The 16,229-nt window shown below is 69.1% G+C and carries 19 protein-coding genes; 8 read left to right on the top strand and 11 right to left on the bottom strand.

Going from position 1 to position 16,229, the window contains the following annotated elements; translation table 11 throughout:
- Nucleotides 1-9: 9 nt before the first annotated feature.
- Nucleotides 10-540 carry a hypothetical protein gene (locus RPX00_RS04535; protein WP_406637747.1) on the top strand — a complete coding sequence of 177 codons (531 nt, stop codon included), beginning with the start codon at nt 10-12 and terminating at the stop codon, nt 538-540.
- Here RPX00_RS04535 and RPX00_RS04530 read toward each other — a convergent pair.
- Entirely contained in the window at nt 537-2,111 is a 1,575-nt protein-coding gene (locus RPX00_RS04530) for a multicopper oxidase family protein (protein WP_406637745.1), read from the bottom strand. The two genes, RPX00_RS04535 and RPX00_RS04530, sit on opposite strands and share 4 nt — an antisense overlap.
- Complete coding sequence (locus RPX00_RS04525; protein ID WP_406637743.1) at nt 2,108-2,506, bottom strand: hypothetical protein; 399 nt, start codon at nt 2,504-2,506, stop codon at nt 2,108-2,110. The genes RPX00_RS04530 and RPX00_RS04525 overlap by 4 nt, the downstream gene beginning before the upstream one ends.
- A 107-nt stretch (nt 2,507-2,613) precedes the next feature.
- Between RPX00_RS04525 and RPX00_RS04520 the strand changes: the two genes are divergently transcribed.
- Entirely contained in the window at nt 2,614-3,507 is an 894-nt protein-coding gene (locus tag RPX00_RS04520) for a LysR family transcriptional regulator (protein WP_406637741.1), read from the top strand.
- Between the two features lie 6 nt (nt 3,508-3,513).
- Here RPX00_RS04520 and RPX00_RS04515 read toward each other — a convergent pair whose 3' ends face one another.
- Nucleotides 3,514-4,044, bottom strand: coding sequence for an NAD(P)H-dependent oxidoreductase (locus tag RPX00_RS04515; RefSeq protein ID WP_406637739.1), 531 nt, complete (start codon nt 4,042-4,044; stop codon nt 3,514-3,516).
- The gene (locus tag RPX00_RS04510) at nt 4,041-5,093 is read right to left on the bottom strand and encodes an LLM class flavin-dependent oxidoreductase (protein WP_406637737.1); all 1,053 of its coding nucleotides are present in this window, start codon (nt 5,091-5,093) and stop codon (nt 4,041-4,043) included. The genes RPX00_RS04515 and RPX00_RS04510 overlap by 4 nt, the downstream gene beginning before the upstream one ends.
- 132 nt (nt 5,094-5,225) lie before the next feature.
- Between RPX00_RS04510 and RPX00_RS04505 the strand changes: the two genes are divergently transcribed.
- Together RPX00_RS04505 and RPX00_RS04500 are read left to right on the top strand one after the other, a co-directional pair.
- Nucleotides 5,226-5,666: a MarR family winged helix-turn-helix transcriptional regulator gene (locus RPX00_RS04505; protein ID WP_406637735.1), complete on the top strand. Its 441-nt coding sequence runs from the start codon at nt 5,226-5,228 to the stop codon at nt 5,664-5,666.
- Between the two features lie 107 nt (nt 5,667-5,773).
- Nucleotides 5,774-6,709: a multiprotein-bridging factor 1 family protein gene (locus RPX00_RS04500; RefSeq protein ID WP_406637733.1), complete on the top strand. Its 936-nt coding sequence runs from the start codon at nt 5,774-5,776 to the stop codon at nt 6,707-6,709.
- Here RPX00_RS04500 and RPX00_RS04495 read toward each other — a convergent pair.
- The 3 genes from RPX00_RS04495 to RPX00_RS04485 form a co-directional block, all read right to left on the bottom strand.
- Entirely contained in the window at nt 6,696-7,481 is a 786-nt protein-coding gene (locus RPX00_RS04495; protein ID WP_406637731.1) for a hypothetical protein, read from the bottom strand. The two genes, RPX00_RS04500 and RPX00_RS04495, sit on opposite strands and share 14 nt — an antisense overlap.
- 9 nt (nt 7,482-7,490) lie before the next feature.
- Entirely contained in the window at nt 7,491-8,171 is a 681-nt protein-coding gene (locus RPX00_RS04490) for a papain-like cysteine protease family protein (protein WP_406637729.1), read from the bottom strand.
- A gap of 242 nt (nt 8,172-8,413) precedes the next feature.
- Complete coding sequence (locus RPX00_RS04485; protein ID WP_406637727.1) at nt 8,414-9,007, bottom strand: TetR/AcrR family transcriptional regulator; 594 nt, start codon at nt 9,005-9,007, stop codon at nt 8,414-8,416.
- Nucleotides 9,008-9,357: 350 nt separating this feature from the next.
- Between RPX00_RS04485 and RPX00_RS04480 the strand changes: the two genes are divergently transcribed.
- Complete coding sequence (locus RPX00_RS04480; protein ID WP_406637725.1) at nt 9,358-9,858, top strand: DUF1453 domain-containing protein; 501 nt, start codon at nt 9,358-9,360, stop codon at nt 9,856-9,858.
- Nucleotides 9,859-9,864: 6 nt separating this feature from the next.
- Here the strand turns inward: RPX00_RS04480 and RPX00_RS04475 are convergent, their stop codons facing one another.
- On the bottom strand, nt 9,865-10,755 hold the full coding sequence (locus tag RPX00_RS04475) for a hypothetical protein (protein WP_406637724.1): 891 nt from the start codon (nt 10,753-10,755) through the stop codon (nt 9,865-9,867).
- Between the two features lie 52 nt (nt 10,756-10,807).
- On the bottom strand, nt 10,808-12,016 hold the full coding sequence (locus tag RPX00_RS04470) for a cytochrome P450 (protein WP_406637722.1): 1,209 nt from the start codon (nt 12,014-12,016) through the stop codon (nt 10,808-10,810).
- A gap of 112 nt (nt 12,017-12,128) precedes the next feature.
- Between RPX00_RS04470 and RPX00_RS04465 the strand changes: the two genes are divergently transcribed.
- Entirely contained in the window at nt 12,129-12,926 is a 798-nt protein-coding gene (locus RPX00_RS04465; protein ID WP_406637720.1) for a thymidylate synthase, read from the top strand.
- Nucleotides 12,926-13,387, top strand: a complete 462-nt coding sequence (locus RPX00_RS04460; RefSeq protein ID WP_406637718.1) for a dihydrofolate reductase — start codon at nt 12,926-12,928, stop codon at nt 13,385-13,387. The genes RPX00_RS04465 and RPX00_RS04460 overlap by 1 nt, the downstream gene beginning before the upstream one ends.
- On the opposite strand, the gene RPX00_RS04455 is transcribed toward RPX00_RS04460, so the two are convergent.
- On the bottom strand, nt 13,384-14,292 hold the full coding sequence (locus RPX00_RS04455) for an LD-carboxypeptidase (protein ID WP_406637716.1): 909 nt from the start codon (nt 14,290-14,292) through the stop codon (nt 13,384-13,386). The two genes, RPX00_RS04460 and RPX00_RS04455, sit on opposite strands and share 4 nt — an antisense overlap.
- 65 nt (nt 14,293-14,357) lie before the next feature.
- Here RPX00_RS04455 and RPX00_RS04450 point away from each other — a divergent pair, with 65 nt between their 5' ends.
- On the top strand, nt 14,358-15,041 hold the full coding sequence (locus tag RPX00_RS04450) for an aldo/keto reductase (protein WP_406637714.1): 684 nt from the start codon (nt 14,358-14,360) through the stop codon (nt 15,039-15,041).
- Here the strand turns inward: RPX00_RS04450 and RPX00_RS04445 are convergent.
- Nucleotides 15,004-16,191 carry a winged helix DNA-binding domain-containing protein gene (locus RPX00_RS04445; RefSeq protein ID WP_406637712.1) on the bottom strand — a complete coding sequence of 396 codons (1,188 nt, stop codon included), beginning with the start codon at nt 16,189-16,191 and terminating at the stop codon, nt 15,004-15,006. The two genes, RPX00_RS04450 and RPX00_RS04445, sit on opposite strands and share 38 nt — an antisense overlap.
- Nucleotides 16,192-16,229: the final 38 nt, after the last annotated feature.

Genomic DNA, 16,229 nt, shown 5'->3' with positions numbered 1-16,229 from the left:
GAGGCACTGGTGGCGGAACAGACAGTCGAACGGACCAGGCGGATCCCAGTGGGAACGGTGCTCTCGATCGGGTTCGCGCTGCTGGCGGCCGTACGGGAGACCGTGTTCCTGATCTGGCCCTCCGGCACCGTGCACTCGATCCGCCCCGGCAACGACTGGGACGCCCTCGACGCACTGTCGCTCATCACCATGTACCTGCCAGCGGACGACGGCACCATGTCGGCCAGCATGCTCGGCGGCCTGGTCAGCCAGGTCTTCTGCGGCGTGTGCTGCCTGGCCGGCGCGATGCTGCTGGCGCTGCGCAACTCGCTCGGCCGGACCCTTGTTCTCCTGGGCGCGGGCAGCAGGCTGCTGGTCGTCGTGGTCGCCTTCGTCTTCGCGTTCGTCCCGATCGACGGCACCCGGGTGCTCGACACGACTGCCGTCGACAGTTCGTCGCTGGTCGGGTTCTTCCTGGTCTCAGTGGACTGGGTGCTCCCGTTGCTGGTGTGCGCCTTCGCGACCGGCCGCCGCGCGAAGTCTTGGCTGCGCCTCGCCTAGACGGTCTTGAAGGTAGCCATCATCCCCATGTCCTCGTGCTCGGCGTTGTGGCAGTGGAACATGTACCGTCCGCGATACCCGTCGAACCGGGCGATCACCTCGACCGCCTCGCCGGGCTGAAGGTCCACAGTGTCCTTGCGGCCCACGTCGTGCGGGGCGGGAGCCTTGCCGCCACGGGAAAGCACCTGGAAGTGCACCAGATGCAGGTGGATCGGATGGTGCAGATCCGCGACGAATCGCCAGATCTCCACGTCGCCGAGCTTCGGCTGGGCGGCGATCTTGGTCGGGGTGAAGGCTTCGCCGCCGATGGTCCAGCCGTGCCGTCCGTTGAACTGTCCACTTCGGAACGCGAACTCGCGCGTCACTGTCGCTTGTGCACGGTCGAGCCGCTCCACTTCGGACAGTTTGGCCGGGATGCGGCTGTCGTCCTTCGCTCGGCGCGCGACGCGAAAGCGCATCACCTGCGCGGTAGTCCCGGTGCCGAGGCGATTGACCAGCGTCACCTCGGTGCCAACCGGATAGGCACCGAAATCGACCACAACGTCGTACCTTTCGGCCGGCGCGATCGGCAGGTGCTCGTGGCCGCGCGGGGCGTCGAGCAATCCTTGGTCTGAGCCGATTTGCGTGAACGCGGGTCCGCTCGGCGGCGGGGGATCGAGCGCGAGGTCGTAACGGCGGGCGTTGGAACCGTTGAGGAATCGTAGCCGGTAGCGGGTCGCCGACACGTCCGCGACCGGCCACGGCGCGCCGTTCACCAGAAGCACGTCGCCGAGAACTCCTGCGGCGTAAGCGTCTTCGACGCCGGGCACTGTCCGCAATGAAGGGTCGAGCGACGGATACCGCATCGAACCGTCCTCGGCGAACGCGCGGTCGGTGATCATCAACGGCAGTTCCCGCTCGCCACGCGGCAGCGGCAGGGAGTCTTCCTCGTCGTCGCGAACGATGTGCAGTCCGGCGAGTCCTCTGTAGACTGCCGGACCGGTGAAGTCCATCCGGTGGTCGTGGTACCAGAGCATCGCGGCCTTCTGCTGCAATGGATACGTGTACTCACGGCTGCCCGTGGTGACGACGGCGTCCGGATCGGCCATTCCCGAATGCCCGTGCCCGGCGCTGGCCAGATACCGGCCGTCCGCGGGCAGTACGAGGTCGGTGGCGTAACCGTCGGACTCCGCAGGCGTGCGTCCGCCGTGCAGGTGCACGACCGTCGGCACCGGAAGTTCGTTGCGGTGCCGGACAATCGTGGTGCGGCCGCTGCGGGACTCGATCGTCGGACCGGGGAACGTGCCTTGATAGCCCCAGATCGGCGTGCGCAGTCCCGGCAGGATTTCCGCGGTGCTCGCGCGTTGCACGATCTCGTACCGGTCGACGCCGCCTTCGCGGGTCACCGGTTTCAGCACCGGCGGCATCGGCAGCGGGACCTGAAACGGCGGTGGCAGCGGCACTTCGCTGGTCAACAGCTCCCCGGTGGCGGCAGCGGGCCGCAACAACCGCGGGGTGACGAACCCGGCGGTGAGCACCACTCCGGCACCGCCGGCCAACCCGAGAAACCGCCGCCGGGACATCCCGCTCATCGCCGCGCTCCGGTCCGCCAGATGCCGAACAATGCCCCGAGCGCGATCGCGACCAGCGCGACGCCGAGCGGGATGTGCAGGTCAAGCGCACCGGCCTGACCGGCGAAGTACTGCGCGGTCTCGCCGCCGGCCAGCAGCAGGCTGGCCCAGAACGGCCACTGGACGCCGCCGCGCCACCAGTACAGCGCGGCTGGCACGAGTTGCGCCAGCGCGACGGTCGACACGATGTTCGCGCCGAGTTCGTGCATCGCGAGCATGTCGTAATCGCCGATCAGATACCGCCCGGCGAACACCGGCTGGCCCAGGATCGCGACGGCGTGCACCGTCACGAACGCCCGCATCACCACCAGCAAGGTCCGCCCTCGTCCGTGCTCGGCTCGGGCCGCTTCGGCCACCGTTCCCCCTTGTGCGCGTAAGTCTTCCCCCGAACAGACGCTAAGCTGAACTTCTCATGCCGTCCAAGACCAAAATTGGCATATACTCATGACCTGGGGGCTATGAGATGGACCTGCTGCAACTGCGCTACTTCCAGGCGGTCGCCTACCGCGGCCACCTCAGCCAGGCGGCGGCCGAACTGCACATCGCGCAGCCGTCGCTGAGCCGGGCGATCGCGCGGCTGGAAGCCGACCTCGGCGTGCCGCTGTTCGAACGCGCGGGGCGCGGGCTGCGGCTCAACCACTTCGGCACCACGTTCCTGCGCCGCGTCGACCGAGCCTTGCGCGAACTCGACGACGCCCGTCAGGAACTCGTCGATCTGGCCGGTCTGGACCACGGCCGGGTAGCGGTCGCGTCGGAAACCCTGCTCACGCTCACCGGCCTGATGAGCGCCTTCCGCGCGGAGCACCCCGGCGTCGACCTCCGGCTGTACCAGTCGTCGGCGGAAACCATGGCGCAGCAATTGTGCGCGGGCGAGGTCGACCTGTGCTTCGCGTCGCAGCCGCTGCTGCTGCCCGGTTTGCAGGCCCGCGAACTGCTTCGCGAGGAGGTGCTGCTGGCCGTGCCCGGCACGCATCGGCTGGCGAAGCGCAAACGGGTGCGGATGGCGGATCTCGCGAACGAGCCCATCGTGACGACCCGGCCCGGCTACTGGCCGCGCTCCCTCGCCGACCGGCTCTTCGCCGAGGCCGGCCTGGAGCCGAACTACGCCTGCGAGAGCGACGAACCCGGCGCGACCGGCCAGTTGATCTCGGCCGGGCTGGGAATCGGCTTCGTGCCGGAGGTTGCCCGTCGCGCCGCCGCGAAGGACGAAACGGCGGTCACGCTGGTGCTCGACGCCCCGGGCTGCCATCGAAGCCTGACGGTGGTCCAGCGCTCGGATTCGTACCTTTCCGCGGCGGCACAACGCCTCACGGAGTTCGCGACGGCCTACTTCGCGGAGCCCGAGTTCGCGGTGTGAATCATCTCAAGCCGCCGGGAGGAACCGGACCGCGGATTCGAGCGCGATCTGGATTCTCCCGTGCACCCGCGGATTCAACAGCACAGTACCGTCGAAATCCCCGGCCGAGGCGAAAACCGCGACCGGCAACGTCAGTGCTTGGAAGAACCCGAACAACGGCCGCAGCGCGTGCTCCAGCACCAGTGCGTGGTGGTCGCCGCCGCCGGTAGCGGCCAGCAGCACGGGCTTGTCGACGAGGGCGTATTGGTCGACAAGATCGAAGAACTGCTTGAACATTCCGGGATAAGAACCGCGGAACACCGGTGTCGCCGCGATCAGCAGGTCGGCTTCCTCGGCGGTCCGCAACGCCGTCTCGACGTCCGGCGGTGCCTCCGAGCGCTCGATCGTCCCGCCGAGCCCCAGCCGGTATACGTCGATCCGGGACACCGTGATGGGAGTCAGCCCGCCGAGGGTTTCCAGGATGACGTCCACCAGCCCCATCGTCTTGGACGGCTGGTTCGGGCTCCCGTTGACGACGGCCACCCGCAGCCCGCTCACGCCGCGACCTCGCGCCGCACGACCGGGGCGACCTCGGTGCCGAGCCGTTCGATCGCTTCGAGGTGTTCCTTCTGCGGCATTCCGCCGAAACCCAGCTGGATCAGCGCCCGATTCAGACCGTAAACCTCGTGGTAGGCAAGCAGTTTCTCGATCAGCTCCGCCGAACTGCCCACCAACAGCCCCGACCCAGGCGAGGCCTGCGCTTCAAAGGCCGACCGGGAGATCATCATCCCCTCGCCGCGCTGATGGTTGTTCTCCCGCATGCCCTGCGCGAAGTAGGGATACATCGTCTCGCGCGCTTCCTGGCTGGTCCGCCCGACATAACCGTGCACGTTGACGCTGATCGGCCCCGGTTCGTGTCCGGCTTCCCGCGCCGCCTCCCGGTAAAGCGCGGCGGTCTGCTCATGCTGGGTCAACGGTCCCAGCAGCAACGCCATCGCCATCGGCAGCCCGCGTCGTCCGGTGCTGACCGCTGAAGCCGGGGACCCGCCGACCCCGACCCAGACCGGCAGGGCGTCCGCCCGCGGCGCGATGTCGGCGTCGATCAGCGGCGCGCGGAACTTTCCCTTCCAGGTCAACGGGTTCTCCTCGCGGATCGCCAGCAGGAGGTCGAGCTTCTCGCGGAAGAGATCGGCGTAGTCGGCGAGGTCGTAGCCGAAGAGCGGGAAGGATTCGGTGTACGACCCGCGGCCGGCGATGATCTCGGCCCGGCCGCCGGAGAGCAGGTCGATGGTCGCGAACTGCTCCCACACCCGCACCGGATCCTCGGAACTCAGCACGGTCACCGAGCTGGTCAGCCGGATCCGTTCGGTGCGCTCGGCCGCCGCGGCGAGCAGGATCGCGGGCGCGGACCCGACGAAATCGCTGCGGTGGTGTTCCCCGACGCCGAAGACGTCCAGCCCGACCTGATCGGCGAGCTGCGCCTGCTCGATCGTCTCGCGCACCCGCTGCCGCGACGAGGGGAGCGCCCCGGAAACCGGGTCCCTGGTGAGTTCGCCGAACGTCAGGATGCCGAGTTCGAACGGCCGCTTGGCCTGTGATTCAGCCATGGTCCGTGCTCCTTTCCAGCACCTGGCCGCGGTCTGCGGCCGGGCCTGCCCGAATTAACCTGTCTGCGCAGGCAACTATTCCGGAGCTGGTCGCGGACACCCGTTTGCCGGGTCCCGGCTACCGTGTTGGCCATGGCGAGCGACGGGCTGCGGGACCTGGAACAGGAGGCGTGGAGCGGATTCCTCTTCACGCACGAGCGGCTGTGGCGCGCGCTCGCGGAGGGGCTCGCGCCGCTGAACGTGAGCATGGCGGAGTACAGCGTGCTGGCCCTGTTGGCCGAAGTCGGCGACGCCGGGATGCGGATGACTGACCTCGCTCAGCGTCGCCTGATGTCCACTGGCGGCTTCACCCGGCTGGCCGATCGGCTCGTCAGCCGCGGGTTGATCGAACGCCGCCAATCGGAGGTAGACGCCCGCAGCTTCGACGCGGTGTTGACCGCGCAGGGCCGCGCGCTGATGCGCAAAGCCCGCCGCCGGCACCACGAGGACCTGCGGACGCTGTTCTTCGACCGGCTGGACGACGAGCAGCTGCGCTGTCTGGCAGGCATCTGGCGAGACCTCGGCGACGGCTGAGACTCCGCAAACCGGGTGAAATGTCCGATTCTCGACCATGGACGGTTGTTGCCCGGTCACGAACTGCTCATGCTGAACAGTTATTCCGCACGAGCAGGGGAAGCCAGATGCAGCAACAGAGCTTGGCGGTCCGGTGGTCGTCGCGAACTGTCCGGTCCGGGCCGTTTCACCGCGCGTTGTCCGAGGCCGTCGAGCGGCGCGGGCTGTCCCTTTCCCGGTTGCGCGCGCACCTCGCCGCGCACGGGGTTTCGGTCGCCGAGTCCACGCTGAGTTACTGGCAGCGCGGCTTGCGCAGTCCGTCCGCCCCCCGATCGCTCGATGTCGTGCGCGCTCTGGAGTCGGTGCTGAACCTGCCGCCGGACAGCCTGGTGGTGCTGATCGGGCCGCACCGGACCGCCGACGCCGACCGCCGCCCGTCGCTGCCGGAACTCCAGCAGAGCTGGGCCGAGACGTTCGCGCTGCGTGACGAGCTTGGCGGGATGCCCGGCGGCGAGGAGAACGCGGACCTCGACGTCGCGACGGTGGTCGACGTGCTGACGCTCGGCGCGCAAGGCCGCACCGCGGAGATCTCGTCGACCATGGTGGTGCGGGCCCGAAGATCCGGGCAGGACAGTTTCCTGGTGACGCACCAGGACGAGGACGGCAGCGACGTCACCGCGACCGAGATCGCCGCGGTCGACGGCTGCCGGGTCGGGCGGGTACGGCGCAACGTGCGGTCGGCGGGGATGGTGTTCGAGGTGCTCTTCGACCGCGGCCTCGCCGAGGGGGAGACGCACACGTTCGGGTTCACGCTGCGTCCCGCCGCCTCGGTCCGGCCGGCGAGCTTCCACCGGATCGTGCGCTCCCGCATGTCGGCGTACCTGCTGCGGCTGCGCTTCGACCCGGCCGCGCTGCCCGCGCGGTGCCTGCGGACGATCCGGCCCCGGGAGGACCTGGAACTGCTGGTCCGCGAACCGCTGTTCTGCGGGCCGGGGAACACGGTCAGCGCTTACTTCGAGGAACTCGGCGTCGGCATCGCGGGGGTCGATCTCATTTGGGATTGATCCGCCGTTTCGTCCAGCGCCACGCCAGGAACCCGGCGCCGAGCACCACGGCGGAGCCGAACACGATCAGCCCGACGGTCAGCGAACCGGCCGGTCCGGTGTCCCGCTGCTGGACGGCCTGTTTGAAGCCGATCCCGCCGCCGCGCTGGTACTCCGAACCGGGCAGCTTGTCGGCGTAGCGTTCGTGCACCTGGTGCTGGTAACCGTCGAGCGGCGTGAACTCGCCGACCGGCGACTGGGGAAGGCTGGCCTGCAGGAGCACGACGCCGTCCTTGCCGAGGTCGTACCACCCGTTGATCTGCGGTTCGTTCAGCAGCACCGAACCAGGGCGCAGCCGGGCGCTGAGCCGCTCCTCGTCGTTGCCGGACAACACGTTCCCGACCGACCAGCCGCCCGGCGCGGCGTGGTCCGGGGCGGCGCGGAGGGTGGCTTTCGCCCCCGTCGCGGAGGTGGCGGTCACCGCGATCGCCCGCAGGATCCCGGCCGGGGCCCCCGGCTTCGCCGTGACGAAGTCGGGATTGAGCGTGTAGACCGGGATTCCCTTGTGCTCCAGCGTGATCCGCCCCGGATCGCCGTGGCCGACCTGCCGGAAGTTCGACTTGGCGAAACTGATCGCGCGCGCCGTGGCCGCGGCGTTGACCGCGGCCGCGACGTCCTGCTCCGACGGCGGCGCGACCCACGAGGCCCCGGCGGCCTCGGCGGGACCGGCGGACAGGAGCGCCGCGACCGCGATCGCCGCGCCGGCGGCGAACTTCCGGCAGATCTCACCCATGGCGGCTCGTCAGCCCTTCTTGATGTTGACGATGGTGTCGTTCCAGGTGAACTGGCCGTTGCTGCGGTACTGGTTGTAATCCCAGGTCTGGTACCGCTCGTAGCTCGGCCACGGGTCGCCGACCATCAGCGACTGGTTCGAGCTGTCGTATCCGTAGATCACCTCGGCGTGGCCGCCGCCGGAGGTCCAGTAAATGCCGGTCAGGTTCAGGATTCCGGAGTTGACCTGGTTCTGGATCGACGAATAGCTGATCGGCCCGTTCGCGTCCTGCGCGGAGAACCCGGTGCCCTGGAAGCCCTGCACGATCTCGTAGATCTGGGCGCCCTCGTTCGGGCAGTACCCGCCCGGCGCGCCCTTGCCCGCCGCGCAGAAATCGGCCTGCGAGGCGGAGCCGCCCTGCGATTGCTCGATGCTGGCGCCGTCGGCGGCCCAGCACCACTGGTCGTTTTCCTGCACCTGCTGGCTGTAGTCGAGCTGCTTCGACACGGGCAGCGCGTGCGAGGTACGCGCGCCGAGCGGCTGGATCTCGCGCACCTGGGTGTGCGTGGCGGTCTTGATGAGGCCGTTCGGCTGGCTCGCGTCGCCGGTCGACTGGGCCAGCGCGGCACCCGGCAGCAGCGCCGTGGCAAGCGCGGCCGCCCCGGTCGCCACCGTAATCCGGACGGTCCGCCGGGTGGGTCGGTATTTCATCGAATCTCCTTGTGCCAGACGGGGAAGGGGAGCTTGCCGGGGTCGGCCCGGCCGAGCATCACTGTGTGCTCGCCCGTTCCCGCAGAGCAACGGCCCCGGCACGCGGTGTGAGCGTTCACAGCGGGGTTCGCGGGGAAACGACTAGCACCGCCGCGGTTTCGCGCTTCGCGGCGGCGGGTAATTCGCAATATTCACAACGCGTTCACAGGCGATGAATCGCGCTAGTCCACAAGGGACCCGGGTTACGGAAGGCTGTTCCGCAGCGCGCTCCGGAGCAGTTCGGGCGTCGTCGATTCCGGGTGCAGCACCGCCTGCATGGTCAGCCCGTCGAGCAACGCGGACAGCCGGACCGACTCGACGGTCAGGTCCAGTTCCCCGGAAAGCCGGCCGAGCGCGACGGCCTCGCGCAGGATCCGGGTGATCAGGTCGCGCAGGAACTGGTGCTGCGCGTCGGCGCTTTCGCGAAACGCCGGACGCGTGCGGGCGGCGACGGTGAACGCCAGCCAGGCCACGGCTTCGTCCCGGCGTTCGGCGTCGAGCGGGAGGAACTCGGCGAGCAGGTCTTCGACAAGGGTCCGGCGATCGGTCTCGGCGGCGAGCAGCCGTTCCGCGCGAACCGCGACGCGCTCGCCGATCCGGCGGCCGAGCTGGTCCATGGTGAAGATCATCATCGCCTCGTGGTCGGCGAAGTAGTGCCGGATCGAGCCGATCGCAAGGCCTGCTTCCTTGGCCACGTTGCCCAGCGTCGCGCCCTCGATGCCGGAGCGCCGGACCACCCGCACCACGGCCTCGCTGACGGCCTTCCGCCGGTCTTCCGGCACCACGATCTTCGGCATGGTTGCGTTTATAGCACGATGGTGCCACGATGGATTTGGCACGAGAGTGCTAAATAGGGGTGGTGAGTGCTGGTGCCGGGTGGAACCGGTGCCAGCACTCACGAGTGGCGGGGCGGGAGGGCCGGGCGGCGAGGTTCGGTCAGGCGCTGGCCAGGCCCGGCGTCGCTGTGGAGGGGTCGGGCGGTGAGTGGGGTGGGGGCCGTGAGTGCTGGTGCCAGTGAGAACTGGCATTGCCACTCACGAGGCGGTGGTCGGGTCCGGCGTCACCGTGGATGAGTCGGCTGAGGGGGCCGTGAGTGGTGGCACCAGTTAGAACCCACCACTCACGAGGCCCTGGGAAAGGGGGAATGGTGAGCGGGTGGGTGCTTGCGGGTTTGGTCGTCGGCGTCGTGGTGATGCTGGTGTTCCGGATGCTCGGAGAGCCGTTGAACTGGCGCGACACGGTCGCGCCGCCGGTGGTGCTGATCGCCATCGGTGTGGCGGGGGTGGTCGGCTTCCCGGGGCTGACCAGCACTGACGTGTGGTGGATCGCCGGCAGCTGCCTGATCGGTCTCGCCTTCGGCGCGGCCCGCGGCGCGACCGTCCGGCTGTACGAGAAGAAAGGCGAACTGTGGCAGCGCTACCGCAAGTCGAGTCTGGCGCTGTTCGTGCTCGGGGTGGGCGTGTCGATCGGATTCACCGTGCTGGCAGTGAAATCCGGCATGCACGAACAGGCGCGGCCGTATCAGCTCGCGATCGGCGTCAGCTTCGCCGGTGAAGCGCTGGTGCTCATCCCGCGCGGGCTGCTCTCCGACGTGCCGTTCGCGAAGGACAAAGAACGACCGTGGGACAAGTGGCTCCAGTCCCGGTGAATTCGCTCAGGACAGTTCGGCCTGTCGCCGTCGCAGTTCGTCGATGACCTGGTCGAAGACCGCACGGTGTGCTTCGAGCCGGTCGAGGGTCAGGGCGATCGACTCCTGTACCTGATCGACGTCCTCGGCGGCGATCTCGAGGTGGTCCGGTCGTTCGGCGGTGGCCGTCCCGACTCGCAGCGGGCGGTCGACGCGCGGGATGAGCCGCCCCTGCGGTTCCCGGTCGAGCCAGGACGCCATATCCCGCATCTCGTCCTCAAGGCGCACCGTCCACGACTGCCGCCGTCGGGCCTCCCGGCCCGGGTCTCGGCGTTCCCATCCCGCGACGACCATTCCTTCGATGGCCTCGGCCGCCTTGCGGCACGCGACTTCCAGCCGGGGCAAGGGATCCAGCCCGATCGCCGAGATTTCTTCGAGTGGCGCGTCGACTGCGGGCCACACGCCGTCGACGGTGTGTGTCTCGGCGACATCGTGTGCGGTGGCGAGCAGGGCCCGGATCGCCTCGCGCACGTTCGCCACGTCCGCCGGGTCAAGATCCTGGTCGGAGAGCCGGTGCGGGGATTCGGCGCGCGGCGGGCGTTCCCCCGCTGGCCAGGAACGTTTGCCGCCGCGCCGCCGATAGTGCTGCTGCATGGCCTGTTTGGACCGGTTTCCGTACTCCGCGCCCAGCTGCTCCCAGGTCCAGCCGTGGTCGAGGACCGATTCGATCAGCGTGACCTCGGCCCGGTCCAGATCCCGGCGGACGTCCGGGACCAGGTGCAGAGCGTCCGCCGCGTCTTCCGCGTCCAGGTCGTCGCTGTGCCCGTTTCTGGCCGCGCGCAGCAGTTCGTCGAGAAACGGGTTCCGGCGTTGCCGGAAGTAGCGGCTGGTCATCTCCTGCACGGGGTCGTCGGCCATGAACGTCAACGTACCCGTTGACGCAGCCACTTGTCAACGGGTACGTTGACGGCTACCAGGTGACCGGCAGCTCGTGGACGCCGTAGATGTTCATGCCGGTCCGCAGCGGCACCTCGTCGGCCGGAATCGCGAGCGCGAGCGTCGGGAACCGGCGCAGCAGCCCGGCGAATCCGGCGCGCATTTCGATCCGGGCGAGCTGCTGCCCGAGACACTGGTGCACCCCGTGGCCGAACGACAAATGCGTGCGCGCCTTCCGTTCGACATCGAGGGTTTCGCTGTCCGGAAAATGCGCAGGATCGCGGTTCGCGGCCGCCATCGAAACGAGAACAGTCGATCCCTTGGGAATCTTCTCGCCGCCGAGTTCGAGATCCTCGGACGCGTAACGGAAGACGATGTCGACCACCGCGAGGTAGCGCATCAACTCCTCGACGGCCCCGGGAATCAGGTCCGGGTCGTCGCGCAGCGCGGCCAGCTGCTCGGGGTTCTCCAGCAGCGCGAAAGTGCCGAGCGCCAGCATGTTCGCCGTCGTTTCGTGCCCGGCGAGCAGCAGCAGGAACCCGATGCCGACCAGTTCCTCGATGCTGAGGTCGTCGTCGCGGGCAAGATCGGACAGGATGTCCGAACCGGGTTCCGCGCGTTTGCTCGCCGCCAGTTCGCCGAGATACGTCGTGATCGCCGTCCAGGCGGCCATTTTGTCCTCGATCGACTGGTCCCGCTGCATGAATTGCGCGGAATTCTTCTGGAACATGTCCCGGTCCGCGTACGGGACGCCGAGCATTTCGCAGATCACCAGCGACGGCACCGGAAGCGCGAATTCCGTCACCAGATCGACCGGCTTCGGGCACTCCGCCAGATGATCGAGCTGCCGTTCGGCGACCTCGGCGATGTGCTCCTCGAGCCGCTTCATCCGGTTGACGGTGAACGTGCCGGTGAGCTTCTTGCGCAGCCGCGTCTGGTCCGGCGGGTCCATCGTGATGAACAGGCCGGGCACCTGCGGCGAGGCTTCGAGGTTCTCCTGCGCCTCGGGCATGCTCGGCGTTTCGTAGGGCACGTGCACCGGGCCGAGGTCCTGGCGCGAGCTGAACCGAGGGTCGGCCAGCGCCTGGCGGACCGCGTCGTAGCCGGTGACCAGCCAGCCGTCGTGCCCGTCCGGGAACTTCAGCGGGCTGACCGGCCGGTCCTCCCGCAACCGGGTGATGGCGGACGGCGGCGCGAACGGGCCCGCGTCGCGGTCGAGCGGCAGGCCGGGTGGGCGGGTCATCTTCGGATCCCCTCTCCGTGGTGGTGCGACCAGCGTCACCGCGGCGGCTGATATCCCGCTGACACGGGCAGGCCTGCCTCGTCAGGAACACGGTTTCGATTACGATCCGGGCATGCCGGATACGCAGTACGAAGACCTGCTTCAGCACGTGCTCGACACCGGAGCCAAGAAGGGGGACCGCACCGGTACGGGCACCCGGTCGATTTTCGGGCACCAGCTGCGCTACCGGCTGGCGGACGGATTCCCGCTGATCACCACGAAAAAGGTGCACTTCCGGTCCATCGCCTACGAACTGCTGTGGTTCCTGCGCGGCGACTCGAACGTGAACTGGCTGCGTGACCACGGCGTCACGATCTGGGACGAATGGGCCGCTCCGGACGGCGACCTCGGCCCGGTGTACGGCGTGCAGTGGCGGTCGTGGCCGACCCCGGACGGCGGGCACGTCGACCAGATCAGCGAGGTGCTGCGGACCCTGCGGGAGAACCCGGATTCGCGGCGGATCATCGTGTCGGCGTGGAACGTCGGGGAGATCCCGCAGATGGCGCTGCCGCCGTGCCACGCGTTCTTCCAGTTCTACGTAGCCGAAGGCAAATTGTCCTGCCAGCTCTACCAGCGCAGCGCGGATCTGTTCCTCGGCGTTCCGTTCAACATCGCGAGCTACGCCCTGCTGACGCACATGATCGCCGACCAGGTCGGCCTCGGCGTCGGCGATTTCATCTGGACCGGCGGCGACTGCCACATCTACGACAACCACGTCGACCAGGTGCGCAAGCAGCTGTCCCGGGATGCGCGGCCGTTCCCGGTGCTGAGCCTGAAGCCGGCGGACAGCCTCTTCGAGTACCGCTACGAGGACATCGCGATCGAGGGCTACGACCCGCACCCCGGCATCAAGGCTCCGGTGGCCGTCTGATGATCGGACTCATTTGGGCGCAGTCGGCGAACCGTGTCATCGGCCGCGACAACGCCCTGCCGTGGCACATCCCGGAGGACATGAAGCACTTCCGCACGGTGACCGCGGGTGCGACGGTGCTGATGGGACGGCGTACGTGGGAGTCGCTGCCGGACCGGGCCCGGCCGCTGCCCGGACGCCGCAACCTGGTGGTCTCACGCACGCCGCAAGAGGGTGCCGAGACCTTCCCCTCCCTGGAGCAAGCGTTTGCGGCCGCCGACGGCGACGTGTGGGTGATGGGCGGCGCGCGGATCTACGAGGAGTCGCTGCCGTTCGCCGACCGGATCGAGGTCACCGAACTCCGCGAGTCCTTCGAGGGCGATGTCTACGCGCCGGAGATCGGCCGGGAACCGGACACCGTCGGGGAGTGGCAGGAGTCAAAGAACGGCCTGCATTACCGGCACCTGAGCTGGCGTTCCTAGCTGACCGCGGGTCCGGCGACGAGCGTGCCCGCGTCCGCGTCCAGCTCCGCGACCGGCCCGAGCGGTACTGACAGCGGCGAGTCGCCGTGCCCCACATCAATGCCGCCGACCACCGGAACGCCCAGCGCCCCCAGCCGATCGCGCAACACGTCCAGCACAGTCCAGCCCCGGTCGGCGTAGTCCTCGAACCCGGGAAACCGGCCGAGCGCGACCCCGCGCAGACCGCGCAGCGAACCGGACCGCATGAGGTGCGTCAGCTGCCGGTCGACCTGCCCGAGGCCGATCGCGCGCGGGGCTTCGAGGAACAGGATCGCGCCGTCGAGGCTGGGCAGTCCGGCACCGATGAACCCGATGATTGTGCCGAGATGCCCGCCGACCAGGTTCCCGGTGGCCTTCCCCGGGAACTTCACCGCGGCCGTGAGTGCCTCCGGATCGCGGTACAGCGTCGTGGGTTCGGTCTCGAACAACAGCCGCCGGGTCGATTCGGCGGAGCGCGCGCCGGCCAGGAAACCGTGGATCCCGGCGATTCGGCAGTGCCGCCACAGCGCGAGGTGCAGGTTGGTGATGTCGCTGAACCCCATGAGCGGCTTGGGATCCGCGCGCACGGCCGCGAAATCGATGCCGTCGGCGATCCGGTACGCCCCGGCCCCGCCGCGAGTCGCGATGACCGCGCGCACGCCGGGGTCGCGGTAGGCGTCGTTGAGATCGGCGAGCCGGTCGTCGTCGAGCCCGGCCAGAAACCCGTGCCGGTCGAGCGCGTGCTTGCCGACCTCGACGGTCAGCCCCCAGTCTTCCAGCGTCCGCACGGAATCCTGGAGCATCTCGGCGGTCGGCCAGCTGGCCGGGGACACGAGCCGGACCCGGTCCCCAGGCTGGATTCGCGGCGGCAGCACGACGTCGGTCACGGGTCCACTCTCGCAGACCGGGGAAGTAGCGGACACTGCTTGACCGGTTCCTCTGCCACCGTGCCGTGAGCACGAAAGGAACCGGCGGGGAATCCGAGGCAATACTGGGCGCGGCGTTGCGAACCGACCATATCGACCGCTCTCAGCTCCACCGCCCCGATCCGGACACCGATCTGGAGGTGCGCGCCATCGGGTCGTCAAACTTCCCGTCGTCCGAGATCGTCGAGGCCCAGTGGGCGTCGCAGCGCGCGGGGACTGAGCAGCCGACGTATTCGCTGCTCAACCGGGGGATCGAGAGCGAAATCCTGCCGGTTTGCCGTCGCTACGGCCTGGGCGTTCTGGTGTGGAGCCCGCTCGCGATGGGCCTGCTGACCGGTCGCTACCGGCCCGGCGGCGAACAGCTTCGGGAAGCACAGCTGCGCTTCGTGCCGCAGCACATGAGCGACGAACGCAAGCACGCCGCGGTCGAACAGTTCGCGCGGGTCGCTGAGGAAGCGGGGCTTTCGCTGGCTCACCTCGCGCTGGCGTTCGCGGTCCACCACCCGGCGGTGACGTCGGCGATCATCGGGCCCCGGACGTTGCCGCAGCTCGAAGACCTGCTGTCCGGAGCCGACCTCCGGCTGGACGACGAGCTGCTGGACTGGATCGACGAGATCGTCGCGCCGGGCACCGACGTGGGCCCGATCGACGTGGCCTACGTTCCGCCGTCGCTCACCGACCCGACGCTCCGCCGGCAGCCTGCCTGCTGACCCGGCCGCGGACGATCGGCGGCACGTACCCCGTCGCGACCACCTCGCCGTCGAACCATGCGGTCAGCTTCTCCGCTTCCGCTTCCAGCGCCGCCGCGGCAGCAGGGGACAGCGGTTCGATCGGCACGACCTCCACCGTCGCGTCCGGCCGCTGGGTCCAGGTCCCGACCACCCGGCCGTTCCACCACGCGGTCGGACCGGCGTTGCCCGCGCCGTCGAAGAGCAGCGGTGCGTGGCCGCCGAGGTAGAAGTCGCGGCGGCGCCAGCCCATCGTCGTCGGGTCGAGGGTCGGCAGGAGCGCGGCCCAGTCCCCGTCGAGGCGGACCGGCTCCTCGTCCAGCGGATGCAGCCACGCCGGGGTTCCGTCCTCCAGTTCGGCGGGCGCGGCGCCGACGTCGTCCAGCGCCCGCCGGACCGCGGTTTTCGTCGCGCCGAGCCACCACACCAGGTCGTCCTCGGTCCCCGGCCCGAACGACCACAACCACCGCCGCACCAGCTCCCGGTAGCCCTCGCGTTCGTCCAGGACGCCCGGATCCTCGCCGAGCCACTGCTCCACCGCTGTCCACATTGGACGCGACGTTTGCCATTTGCCCGCGTTGTCCCCGCGCACCACCGAACCGCTCGCCGCGAGCACGGTGAGCACCCGCGATCCGACCGGGGCGAGAACGGTCGGCCGTCCTTCCGCCGCGATCCGCGTGCTCAACTCGGGTACGCGGGCGCGTAGCTGCACGGTGGTTCCAGGCTCCTCGCGGATCGCCGCAAGCGCTTCGGCGCACCTCTCCTCGACCCACGCCGCGCCGTCGCTGATCCCGGCGAGTTCGGCGTCCTTGACCAGCCGTGCGGTCAGCTGCCGTGCGACCCTGGCCGCCGCGCTTCCCCGTGCGGCGGCGAACAAATCGGCCGGAAAGGCGAAGACGGTCCGGCGCATCGCCAGCTGCCGCACGACGGTCCGACGGCCGAACAACGCGTCCGAAATGGACTCTCGATCGGCGCGGGACCGGGCGTACGCGGACAGGTAAATGCTGCTGGCCTCGGTGGCGTGCAGGCAGGTGACCGCGCGGACGGCTTCCTCCACTCCAGACGCGGCGGTCGCCAATGCGTGCCGCAGCCCGATCCGGTCCCGTCGCTCGTCGTCGGTCACTTTTCGCATGAGTTCGATCATGCCGGAGGTAGCGGTCACTCGTTGTC

The sequence above is a fragment of the Amycolatopsis sp. WGS_07 genome, assembly GCF_045278895.1.
Taxonomy (GTDB): domain Bacteria; phylum Actinomycetota; class Actinomycetes; order Mycobacteriales; family Pseudonocardiaceae; genus Amycolatopsis.
This window is presented reverse-complemented; position numbering and strand designations above follow the sequence as displayed.

What these genes read in the sequence shown, in the direction of transcription:
- RPX00_RS04530 (WP_406637745.1), bottom strand. Translation starts at nt 2,111, where the DNA reads ATGAGCGGGATGTCCCGGCGGCGGTTTCTCGGGTTGGCCGGCGGTGCC.
- RPX00_RS04520 (WP_406637741.1), top strand. Translation starts at nt 2,614, where the DNA reads ATGGACCTGCTGCAACTGCGCTACTTCCAGGCGGTCGCCTACCGCGGC.
- RPX00_RS04510 (WP_406637737.1), bottom strand. Translation starts at nt 5,093, where the DNA reads ATGGCTGAATCACAGGCCAAGCGGCCGTTCGAACTCGGCATCCTGACG.
- RPX00_RS04505 (WP_406637735.1), top strand. Translation starts at nt 5,226, where the DNA reads ATGGCGAGCGACGGGCTGCGGGACCTGGAACAGGAGGCGTGGAGCGGA.
- RPX00_RS04500 (WP_406637733.1), top strand. Translation starts at nt 5,774, where the DNA reads ATGCAGCAACAGAGCTTGGCGGTCCGGTGGTCGTCGCGAACTGTCCGG.
- RPX00_RS04495 (WP_406637731.1), bottom strand. Translation starts at nt 7,481, where the DNA reads ATGGGTGAGATCTGCCGGAAGTTCGCCGCCGGCGCGGCGATCGCGGTC.
- RPX00_RS04490 (WP_406637729.1), bottom strand. Translation starts at nt 8,171, where the DNA reads ATGAAATACCGACCCACCCGGCGGACCGTCCGGATTACGGTGGCGACC.
- RPX00_RS04485 (WP_406637727.1), bottom strand. Translation starts at nt 9,007, where the DNA reads ATGCCGAAGATCGTGGTGCCGGAAGACCGGCGGAAGGCCGTCAGCGAG.
- RPX00_RS04475 (WP_406637724.1), bottom strand. Translation starts at nt 10,755, where the DNA reads ATGGCCGACGACCCCGTGCAGGAGATGACCAGCCGCTACTTCCGGCAA.
- RPX00_RS04470 (WP_406637722.1), bottom strand. Translation starts at nt 12,016, where the DNA reads ATGACCCGCCCACCCGGCCTGCCGCTCGACCGCGACGCGGGCCCGTTC.
- RPX00_RS04465 (WP_406637720.1), top strand. Translation starts at nt 12,129, where the DNA reads ATGCCGGATACGCAGTACGAAGACCTGCTTCAGCACGTGCTCGACACC.
- RPX00_RS04460 (WP_406637718.1), top strand. Translation starts at nt 12,926, where the DNA reads ATGATCGGACTCATTTGGGCGCAGTCGGCGAACCGTGTCATCGGCCGC.
- RPX00_RS04445 (WP_406637712.1), bottom strand. Translation starts at nt 16,191, where the DNA reads ATGCGAAAAGTGACCGACGACGAGCGACGGGACCGGATCGGGCTGCGG.